This window comes from Streptomyces cahuitamycinicus, from assembly GCF_002891435.1.
Lineage (GTDB): Bacteria > Actinomycetota > Actinomycetes > Streptomycetales > Streptomycetaceae > Streptomyces > Streptomyces cahuitamycinicus.
This window is the reverse complement of sequence record NZ_POUC01000316.1, coordinates 1-9,664: the sequence shown is the minus strand read 5'-3', so window position 1 is coordinate 9,664 and position 9,664 is coordinate 1. Positions and strand designations below refer to the sequence as shown.

Annotated in this window: 11 protein-coding genes and 1 pseudogene; 5 read left to right on the top strand and 7 right to left on the bottom strand. The window is 71.5% G+C overall.

Going from position 1 to position 9,664, the window contains the following annotated elements:
- The coding region (locus C1J00_RS31115; RefSeq protein WP_102912323.1) for an anti-sigma factor family protein at positions 1-993 on the bottom strand (993 nt) is incomplete at its 3' end.
- Positions 990-1,691, bottom strand: coding sequence for an RNA polymerase sigma factor SigE (gene sigE / locus C1J00_RS31110; RefSeq protein WP_102912321.1), 702 nt, complete (start codon positions 1,689-1,691; stop codon positions 990-992). The genes C1J00_RS31115 and sigE, both read right to left, overlap by 4 nt.
- Before the next feature lie 234 nt (positions 1,692-1,925).
- Between sigE and C1J00_RS31105 the strand changes: the two genes are divergently transcribed.
- Positions 1,926-2,624, top strand: coding sequence for an O-methyltransferase (locus C1J00_RS31105; RefSeq protein ID WP_281262779.1), 699 nt, complete (start codon positions 1,926-1,928; stop codon positions 2,622-2,624).
- A gap of 117 nt (positions 2,625-2,741) precedes the next feature.
- Here the strand turns inward: C1J00_RS31105 and C1J00_RS31100 are convergent, their stop codons facing one another.
- Positions 2,742-2,909, bottom strand: coding sequence for a DUF3117 domain-containing protein (locus tag C1J00_RS31100; RefSeq protein ID WP_003966491.1), 168 nt, complete (start codon positions 2,907-2,909; stop codon positions 2,742-2,744).
- A gap of 379 nt (positions 2,910-3,288) precedes the next feature.
- Here C1J00_RS31100 and chcB point away from each other — a divergent pair, with 379 nt between their 5' ends.
- Positions 3,289-4,098: a 2-cyclohexenylcarbonyl CoA isomerase gene (chcB, locus tag C1J00_RS31095; RefSeq protein ID WP_500691492.1), complete on the top strand. Its 810-nt coding sequence runs from the start codon at positions 3,289-3,291 to the stop codon at positions 4,096-4,098.
- Here the strand turns inward: chcB and C1J00_RS31090 are convergent.
- Positions 4,064-4,702: a DNA-3-methyladenine glycosylase I gene (locus C1J00_RS31090; protein WP_102912319.1), complete on the bottom strand. Its 639-nt coding sequence runs from the start codon at positions 4,700-4,702 to the stop codon at positions 4,064-4,066. The genes chcB and C1J00_RS31090 overlap by 35 nt on opposite strands.
- The gene (locus C1J00_RS31085) at positions 4,699-5,088 is read right to left on the bottom strand and encodes a DivIVA domain-containing protein (protein WP_102912318.1); all 390 of its coding nucleotides are present in this window, start codon (positions 5,086-5,088) and stop codon (positions 4,699-4,701) included. The genes C1J00_RS31090 and C1J00_RS31085 overlap by 4 nt, the downstream gene beginning before the upstream one ends.
- Before the next feature lie 144 nt (positions 5,089-5,232).
- On the opposite strand from C1J00_RS31085, the gene folP reads away from it, so the two are divergent.
- The gene (gene folP, locus C1J00_RS31080; RefSeq protein ID WP_102912317.1) at positions 5,233-6,093 is read left to right on the top strand and encodes a dihydropteroate synthase; all 861 of its coding nucleotides are present in this window, start codon (positions 5,233-5,235) and stop codon (positions 6,091-6,093) included.
- A gap of 77 nt (positions 6,094-6,170) precedes the next feature.
- On the opposite strand, the gene C1J00_RS31075 is transcribed toward folP, so the two are convergent.
- A complete protein-coding gene (locus tag C1J00_RS31075) occupies positions 6,171-6,929 on the bottom strand; it encodes an LOG family protein (RefSeq protein WP_102912316.1) in 759 nt (252 codons plus the stop codon).
- A gap of 119 nt (positions 6,930-7,048) precedes the next feature.
- On the bottom strand, positions 7,049-8,128 hold the full coding sequence (gene dapE / locus C1J00_RS31070; protein WP_102912315.1) for a succinyl-diaminopimelate desuccinylase: 1,080 nt from the start codon (positions 8,126-8,128) through the stop codon (positions 7,049-7,051).
- Between the two features lie 85 nt (positions 8,129-8,213).
- Between dapE and C1J00_RS31065 the strand changes: the two genes are divergently transcribed.
- Together C1J00_RS31065 and C1J00_RS47180 are read left to right on the top strand one after the other, a co-directional pair.
- The gene (locus tag C1J00_RS31065; protein ID WP_102912314.1) at positions 8,214-9,194 is read left to right on the top strand and encodes a VldE C-terminal domain-containing protein; all 981 of its coding nucleotides are present in this window, start codon (positions 8,214-8,216) and stop codon (positions 9,192-9,194) included.
- A gap of 346 nt (positions 9,195-9,540) precedes the next feature.
- Positions 9,541-9,664 (top strand): annotated as a pseudogene (locus C1J00_RS47180) (ATP-binding protein); the annotation flags it as partial.

The following is a 9,664-nucleotide window of genomic DNA, read 5'->3' as shown; positions in this document are numbered from 1 at the left end:
GTCCAGGAGGGGCTCGGCGAACAGGGGGGCCGTGATCTCGGGGACCTCGGCCCAAGAGGTCAGGGCGGCCGGCGTGGCCGCTTCGAGCGGACGTATCAGCGGGGACATGACGGCCGCGCCGGCCACCACCGGGGCGGTCAGCGCATGCAGCGCGTGCTGCCGGGCGGCAGGGGACACCCCGGGCAGCAGAGGCGCTGACACCTCGGTCGGGGCGACCGGTCCGCGGCCGAGCGTGTTCTGGCCGTGCACCTGCCCGAGCAGCGGAGCCGTCCGGCGCCGCTGGGATTCGGGCGGTGCCGCGGGGCCGGTGCCCTGGGTGCGCATCGGCGTCACATTGCTCCCCGAGCCCTGGCCTCCTCGGGCCTCCGTGTCGGCCGGGGTGACGGTGGTGACACCGCCCAGCGCGATCGCGGCCAGCGACACGGCCCCGGCGGCGACGAACGCGAACCGCAGCCGCGATGAGGAGCGATCCGTGTCGTGCCGGCCGACATCGTGGATACGGAAACCCCTCCCCGAAGGCAGGCCCCGGTGGTCCGACGGCAGATCACCGGTGTCGGACGGCAGGCTCGGGACTCCCGGGGAGGCGGGCAGCACGGGAAGATGCGGCCGGGCGGGGGCGTAGCCGAACTCGAACCGCTCGCCGCGCTTCACTCCGAACGCCCCGGACGATCCGAACCGTCCGGACAGCCCTCCGGGCAGCGCTCCTCCGCCCGGCGGTGTGAGATCACCGTCCGGGCCGCCGCCCGCGGGTAGTCCCTGCAGGCGGGCCAGGAAGCTCTCGGAGGGGGGCGGCGGGGCCGCCTCCGCGAAGACGTTCTTCAGCCGGCGCTGGGCGTCCACCTCCGCCTTGCACTTCGGGCAGGTGGCCACGTGCGCCAGTACGCGCTCACGCGCGTCATGACCGAGCTCTCCGTCCACCAGGGCGGAGAGTCGGTCTCCCAGATGCTGCTCTGCGAGGTGACCCTCGGAAGCTTTCGGCCGAGATCCGCTCACGCGCTCGCGCCCCCTCCTCCCAGAGCGGGAACACGGGGCACGAAGGAGCGGCGCTCGGCACGCGCCTCCGGAGAACGGTGCGCAAGGGCCTTGCGCAGCTGGGAGCGGCCACGGTGGATCCGCGAGCGGACCGTACCGAGCTTGACGCCGAGGGTCGCGGCGATCTCCTCGTACGACAGTCCTTCGATGTCGCACAGGACGACCGCGGCGCGGAACTCCGGGGCCAGGGTGTCGAGGGCCTGCTGAACGTCCGCGTCGAAATGCGCGTCGTTGAAGACCTGCTGCGGCGTGGGCTCCTTGCTGGGCAGCCGCTCGGCCGCGTCCTCGCCGAGCGCGTCGAAACGGATGCGCTGCTTGCGGCGGACCATGTCCAGGAACAGGTTCGTGGTGATGCGGTGCAGCCAGCCCTCGAAGGTGCCCGGCGTGTAGGTCGACAGGGAGCGGAAGACGCGGACGAAGACCTCCTGCGTGAGGTCCTCCGCGTCGTGCTGGTTGCCGGTCAGACGGTAGGCGAGCCGGTAGACCCGGCCGCTGTGCGTGCTGACGATCTCCTCCCACGTGGGCGGAGTCCACGCCTGCCCGTCCGCGTCGGTGGTGAAGGTCGCGGTCTGGGCGATGTCAGCGGCGTGACTGTGGTCAGCAGCGGTGTCGTTCACGGATGTCGGCCTGCCCGCCGATCCGAGGAAGCGCCGCAGCACTCCTCCGCGATCCACAGGCGCAGCCGCACCTCCCCTGTCAGCTCTGGTGGTGTCCAGTGGAGCCCCTACCATAGCCACCTCGCCCGTTAGGACCGGATAAGCGGTTTTACGAGAATTTGATCTGGGCTGATACCCCTCGTACTGCTGCGTTGGCACTTGCTCGGCGACCTCTTGCACTGCCCGCCCCCCGTCCCGACCGACGCCACTTGCTCCTCCCTTTGAACGACCGGTCCCATCTGCGGGTTCCCGTGCCCAACGGATACAGTCACGCCCAGGCATTCACGGGGACAGGAGAGGGTCATTACCGGCAACCGGCAGACGAGCTGGGCGTTCGCCGACGCCTATGTCGCCGAGGACGAAGCGCTGCACTGGGCCCGGGACCGGGCCCGTGAGGCAGGGCTGCGCTCGGTGACGCCCGGCACGGGCGCCGCGCTGCGGTTGCTGGCCGCGTCCGTAGACGCGAAAGCCGTCGCGGAGATCGGGACCGGCTGCGGTGTCTCCGGGATCCACCTCCTGCACGGTATGCGGCCCGACGGTGTGCTGACGACCGTGGACCCCGAGCCGGAGCACCAGCAGTTCGCCCGCCAGGCCTTCCGCGCCTGCGGCTTCGCCAGCAACCGCGCCCGCTTCATCCCGGGCCGCGCCCTGGACGTGCTGCCCCGCCTCGCGGACGCCGGTTACGACCTGGTCTTCTGCGACGGTGATCGCCTGGAGGTCATGGACTACCTCGCTGAATCGTTGCGTCTGCTGCGCACCGGCGGGCTGGTCATCTTCGAGGGCGCCTTCGCGAACGGCCGGACGGTGGACTCCGGCCCGCAGCCCACGGAGGTGCTGCGGCTGCGCGAGCTGCTGCGTGCGGTGCGCGAGAGCCAGGAGCTGGTTCCGTCACTGCTGCCGGTGGGCGACGGGCTGCTGTGCGCGGTCAAACGCTGAGGGTCGGCACGTTAGCGCGGCCGGAGCCGGGGCAGGCGCGTGTCATCGGTGAGAAAACAGCCGCCCCGGCATCACGGGTGATGCCGGGGCAACTGAAAGGGTATGGTCGCTCGCGCGTCAGCCGACGACCTTCTTGAGGGCATCGCCCAGCGCGTCGGCCTCGTCCGGGGTCAGCTCGACGACGAGCCGACCGCCGCCTTCGAGCGGAACGCGCATGACGATGCCCCGCCCCTCCTTGGTCACCTCGAGCGGGCCATCACCCGTTCGCGGCTTCATGGCCGCCATGCTCGTTCCCCTTCCTGAAACCCAGCTCATCGTCAAAGCCGACGGCCCCTGAGAAGGGCACACGTGTGGTTCCTTGTGGCAGGACACGCGACACCGGCATCGAACACATTGCTTCCAAGCCATTATCCCGCATCTCAGGACCCGATGACCAACATCAGTAGGCATCGCTTGGGCAACGCACGCGAGCAAAACCACTCAATTCGGCGATGAGACTGCGATACTCCGCCGCCGCGCACGCATCCGCCGAACCGATTCGCACGAGAATTCTTTGACGCAGGTCACACGTACGGTCCGGTTCCCCGTCCGCGATCTCCGTCATGCTGTCCTGCAGACCCGGGACGTACCGGCCGGTACGTCCCCGATCCGCGACTCGGAGGGGATACGCATGACCGACACCGTGCTCTACGAGGTGAGCGACGGACTCGCGACGATCACGCTGAACCGCCCGGAGGCGATGAACGCGCTGAACGTGGCGACCAAGGTCGCCCTGCGGGAGGCGGTCGAGTCGGCGGCGGGCGACGGCGCCGTACGGGCGGTACTGCTGACCGCCGCCGGTGACCGGGCGTTCTGCGTCGGACAGGACCTCAAGGAGCACATCGGGCTGCTGGTCCGGGACCGGGAGACCGGTTCGGGGCAGACCATGAACACGGTCCGGGACCACTACAACCCGATCGTGCGGGCGCTGGCCGGGGCGGCCAAGCCGGTCGTCGCGGCGGTGAACGGGGTGGCGGCCGGGGCGGGCTTCGGCTTCGCGCTCGCCGCGGACTACCGGATCGTGGCGGACACGGCGGCGTTCAACACCTCGTTCGCCGGGGTCGCGCTGACCGCCGACTCGGGGATCTCCTGGACGCTGCCGCGGGTGATCGGCCCGGGCCGGGCCGCTGACCTGCTGCTCTTCCCGCGGAGCATCAGCGCGCAGGAGGCGTACGAACTGGGCATCGCGAACCGGCTGGTGCCGGCCGGTGACCTGCGGGCGGAGGCCGAGAAGGTGGCGCGGGCGCTGGCCGAGGGTCCGACGGTGGCGTACGCGGCGCTGAAGGAGTCGGTGGCGTTCGGGCTGACGCACTCCCTGGAGGAGGCCCTGGAGAAGGAGGACGAGCTCCAGACCCGGGCCGGCTCCTCCGAGGATCACGCGATCGCGGTGCAGGCCTTCGTCAACAAGGAGAGGCCGAAGTACTTGGGGCGGTAGCGCCGCCCCGCGCCTTTGACGGGGTGCTTCTGGCGACGCAGGTCTCCAGGTGATCGTCCACCAGGCCGCACGCCTGCATCAGCGCGTACGCCGTCGTCGGGCCCACGAAGCGCAGGCCCCGCTTCTTCAGGGCCTTGGACAGGGCCGTCGACTCGGGGGTGACGGGCGGGACGTCGGAGAGGGTCTTCGGGGCCGGGCGTCCGGCCGGGTCGGGGGCGTGGGACCAGATCAGCGCGTCCAGTTCGCCCGGGGACCACTGAGTCAGCGCACGCGCGTTGGCGAGGGTCGCGTCGATCTTGGCGCGGTTGCGGATGATGCCGGCGTCGGCCAGGAGGCGCTCGCGGTCGTCGTCGGTGAAGGCGGCGACCGAGGCGATCTCGAAGCCGGCGAAGGCGGCGCGGAAGCCGGGGCGGCGGCGCAGGATCGTGATCCAGGACAGGCCGGACTGGAAGGCCTCCAGGCTGAGGCGCTCGAAGAGCGCGTCGTCGCCGTGGACCGGCCGGCCCCACTCCTCGTCGTGGTACGCCACGTACTCCGGGGCGGACAGGGCCCAGGGGCAGCGCAGCGCGCCGTCCGGGCCGGCCAGGGCGGCGCCGTCGCTCACGGCCGGTCCTCCTTCCTGGGGGCGGGCTTGTCCATGGACACGTGCTGCTCCCCGGACGCGTGCACCGGTGCGTGGGCGGAGCCCGACCGGGCTCCGGCGAGGGCCGACTCCAGGTCGGCGATGCGGGCGTCGCGCTCGGCGAGCTCGGCGCCCAGGCGGCTGAGGGCGTCGTCCACGTCCGCCATCCGGTAGCCGCGGGCGGCGAGCGGGAAGCGCAGGCCCTCCACATCCGCGCGGTCGACCGGGCGGTCCGGGGGCAGCGGGTCCCGCAGCCGCTCGGGGGCGGCCTCGGGCAGCGGGCCGTTCTCGCCGCCGCCCACCACGGCGAGCGTCACCGCGGCGACCACGACGGCGAGCGCGACGACCAGGAACAGGAACATAACCATCGCGGGGCCCCCACGGTCGGACGGATCGGACTCTTCGGAAGTCCTCCGAGTCGGATGTTGTCAGGCTCCGATCGTGCCATGCGAGTCTGACGGTTAGGGTCGCAGGCGGCGGAAGACGGGACGTACCAGGAAAGGTCACAGGCGATGCTCAGGCTGGGCAGGCGGGAATTCGGGGCGCACGAGCCGGTGATCATGGCGATCGTGAACCGCACCCCGGACTCCTTCTACGACCGGGGCGCCACCTTCCGCGACGAGCCGGCCCTCGCGCGCGTGGAGCAGGCGGTGGCCGAGGGCGCCGCGATCATCGACATCGGCGGGGTCAAGGCCGGGCCGGGCGAAGAGGTCACGGCCGAGGAGGAGGCCCGGCGGACGGTCGGGTTCGTGGCGGAGGTGCGGCGACGCTTCCCGGACGTGGTCATCAGCGTGGACACGTGGCGGGCCGAGGTCGGCGAGGCCGTGTGCGAGGCCGGGGCCGATCTGCTGAACGACGCGTGGGGCGGGGTCGATCCGGGGCTGGCGGAGGTCGCCGCGCGGTATCAGGTGGGCCTGGTGTGCACGCACGCGGGCGGGGCGGAACCGCGGACCCGGCCGCACCGGATCGAGTACGACGATGTCATGGCGGACATCCTGGACGCGACGGTCGGGCTGGCCGAGCGGGCGCTCGCACTGGGGGTGCCGCGGGAGTCGATCATGATCGACCCCGGCCACGACTTCGGCAAGAACACCCGGCACAGCCTGGAGGCGACGCGGCGGCTGGAGGAGATGGTCGCCACGGGGTGGCCGGTGCTGGTGTCGTTGTCCAACAAGGACTTCGTCGGGGAGACGCTGGACCGGCCGGTGAAGGAGCGGGTGGTCGGGACGTTGGCGACCACGGCGGTGTCCGCGTGGCTGGGGGCGCAGGTGTACCGGGTGCATGAGGTCGCGGAGACGCGGCAGGTGCTGGACATGGTCTCGGCGATCGCGGGGCGTCGGGCCCCTGCCGTGGCGCTGCGGGGGTTGGCCTAGCGCCCGGGTACCAGGGGGCGCCGCCCCCTGGTACCCCCGGCCTGTGCCCACCCGATAAGCCCGGCTGGAACCGCCTTCTACCTGCCCGCTTCCTTCGACACCAACGCCACCGCCTCGTCCACGTCGTCCGTCACGTGGAACAGCAGCAGGTCCTTCTCCGCCGCCTTGCCCTGGGCGATCACCGTGTCGCGGAGCCAGTCGACCAGACCGCCCCAGTAGTCGCTGCCGAAGAGGACGATCGGGAAGCGCGTGACCTTCTGGGTCTGGACGAGGGTGAGGGCCTCGAAGAGTTCGTCGAGGGTGCCGAGGCCGCCGGGCAGGACGACGAAGCCCTGGGCGTACTTGACGAACATCATCTTCCGGACGAAGAAGTAGCGGAAGTTCAGGCCGACGTCGACGTACGGGTTCAACCCCTGCTCGAACGGCAGCTCGATGCCGAGGCCGACGGAGATGCCCTTCGCCTCCAGGGCGCCCTTGTTGGCCGCCTCCATCGCGCCCGGGCCGCCGCCCGTGATGACGGCGAAGCCCGCGTCGACCAGGCCCTGCCCCAGTCGCACGCCCGCTTCGTACTCGGGTGAGTCCACCGGGGTCCGGGCCGAGCCGAAGACGCTGATCGCGGGCGGGAGCTCGGCGAGCGTGCCGAAGCCCTCGATGAACTCCGACTGGATGCGCAGCACGCGCCAGGGGTCGGTGTGGACCCAGTCGGAGGGGGCTCGCTCGTCCAGCAGCCGTTGGTCGGTGGTGCTGGCCTGCACCTGGTCCCGCCGTTGGAGGACCGGGCCCAGGCGCTTCTCATCCGGCGGCTGCTTCTTCCCCTCGGGGTTGCCGGTCGCCATGTGCGCTCCCTCCGTCGTGCCTGTCTTTCCACCTCAGCGTAGATCTACGCGGGTTACGAACGAGGGACGTGAGCATGTCCGCGATGAAGCGCCGTAAACCCGATGGCGTCCCGACGGGGTCAGGCGGTCAGCCAGTTCCGCAGGCGCTCCTCGCCCGCGAGGATCTTGGCGATCTCCACGCGCTCGTCCCGCTTGTGCGCCAAGTGGGGATTGCCGGGGCCATAGTTGACCGCCGGGACACCGAGCGCCGAGAAGCGGGAGACGTCCGTCCAGCCGTACTTCGGCATCGGGGTGCCGCCGACCGCCTCGATGAACGCCTTCGCCGCCGGATGGGAAAGGCCGGGCATCGCCGCGCCGCTGTGGTCGACGACCTCGAACTCCTCCACCCCGCAGTCCGCGAAGACCTCGCGGACGTGGGCGACGGCATCCTCGGGCGTGCGGTCGGGCGCGTAGCGGAAGTTGACGGTGACGACGCACTCGTCGGGGATGACGTTGCCGGCCACTCCCCCGCCGATGCCGACCGCGTTCAGGCCCTCGCGGTACTCCAGGCCGTCGATGACCGGCCAACGGGGTTCGTAGGAGGCCAGACGGGCCAGGATCGGGGCCGCGGCGTGGATCGCGTTGGAGCCCATCCAGCCGCGCGCCGAGTGGGCCCGCTCGCCCGTGGTCTTCAGCAGCACCCGCAGCGTGCCCTGGCAGCCGCCCTCGACCTGGCCGTCCGACGGTTCCAGGAGCACCGCGAAGTCGCCCTGAAGCCACTCGGGGTGTGTCTCGGAGACGTGCTTGAGGCCGTTCAGCTCGGCGGCGACCTCTTCGTTGTCGTAGAAGACGAAGGTCAGGTCGCGGTTGGGGGCCGGGACCGTGGCCGCGATGCGCAGCTGCACGGCGACGCCCGACTTCATGTCGCAGGTGCCGCAGCCCCACAGGACGCCGTCCTCGTCGAGCCGGGAGGGGACGTTGTCCGCGATCGGGACGGTGTCGATGTGCCCGGCCAGGATCACCCGCTCCGGGCGGCCGAGGTTCGTGCGGGCGACGACGTTGTTGCCGTACCGGTCGACCGTCAGGTGGGGCAGGGCGCGCAGCGCGGTCTCGATCGCGTCGGCGAGGGGCTTCTCGGTGCCGCTCTCGGAACGGAAGTCGACGAGCCGGGCGGTGAGCTCCGCGGCGTCCAGCGTGAGGTCAAGCGAGGTGTCGGCCATGCCGTCGACCCTAACGCGCCAGGCCCCGGCCTCACTGTCCCCACCTGGCTCATACCACTGCCTACTCTCCAGTACCTTGTACCGCGTGCCAGAGCAGTCCTCTCCCAAACGCCGTGGCCGCCTCTTTCGATGCGGAGCCGCCCTCGTGGCCCTGCTCGCGGTCGCCGGGTACCTCGTCGTGCAGTACGTCACCGGGGGCTCGGTCGGGCCGGGCTGCAAGGTCGTCTCCGGCAAGGGCGACGGGGCGTCGTACGAGTTCACACCCGAGCAGGCCGTGAACGCCGCCACGATCACCGCCGTGGGGACCGCGCGCGGTCTGCCCGAGCGGGCCGTGACCATCGCGCTGGCGACCGCGCTCCAGGAGTCCGCCCTGCGCAACATCACCCACGGCGACCGGGACTCCCTCGGCCTGTTCCAGCAGCGGCCCTCGCAGGGCTGGGGCACGCCGAAGGAGATCATGGATCCGACGTACTCGGCCGGTGAGTTCTACGACCACCTGGTCAAGGTGCCCGGCTACACCCGGCTGCCGCTCACCGTCGCCGCGCAGCGCGTGCAGCGCAGCGGCTTCCCGCAGGCCTACGCCAAGCACGAGCCGGACGCCGCGCTGCTGGCCGCGGCCCTCACCGGACAGTCCGCGGCCACGCTGACCTGCGAGGGCCGCCCGGCCGCGACCAGGGCCTCGGGCCCCGACGGGGTGCGTGCCGCGCTCGTGCGGGACTTCGGACGGGATGTGCTGGAGCCGGCCGGTGCCGCGGTGGGGGGATCCTCGGCGGCCACGCCGACGCCCTCCGCGAGCGCGGCGGACAACTCCGGCGGGCGCACCGTCACGCTCCCGGTGAGCGACGACACGTCCTCCGCGGGAGGGCGGAGCCTGGACCAGCGCGGCTGGCAGCTGGCGCACTGGGCCGTGGCCAACGCCTCCGAGCTGCACATCGCCCGGGTCACGTACGCGGGGCGGGAGTGGGTGGCCGGGAACACCGCGAGCCAGTGGCGGGAGCCCTCGGCGAAGGGCACCGCGGGCGCGGAACGGGACGCGGACGCGGTCCGTATCGTCACGATGCGCTAGCTCGCGCAGGAGTGCGGGGAGTCACTCAGAAGGGTTACCCGTATGGTCCGGCGGCGAGGGTGGGCGCGGGTTTTCGCACCCTCAGCCGGGCCACCGCGAGACCCTTGGGAACACAGGGCTGGAAGGATTCCGCGGGGGTTTCGGCAGAGGCCTGTTTGACCGGTTTTATCCGCAGCCGATAATGCGACGCATTACCAACTCTTTACGTTGCGCCGCCGCAACCTTCGCGGGCTTCGAGCGGTAGTCACTGCGTCCGAGCCGGGGTGATCCACAGCCAGTCGATCAACTGCCGGACCTGGTCGGACACTTCACGAAGCTCACTGTTCTCTCCCGTCGAAGGAGCACCATGTCCCTCCCCCTGACCCGCCGGATCGCCCGTGCCGCGCTGATCGTCGCTGCGGGAGCGGCTGCCGGGGTCGGTGCGGCCGGCTCCGCCAGCGCGGCCCCCGAGCTGCCCGCCACCCCGAACC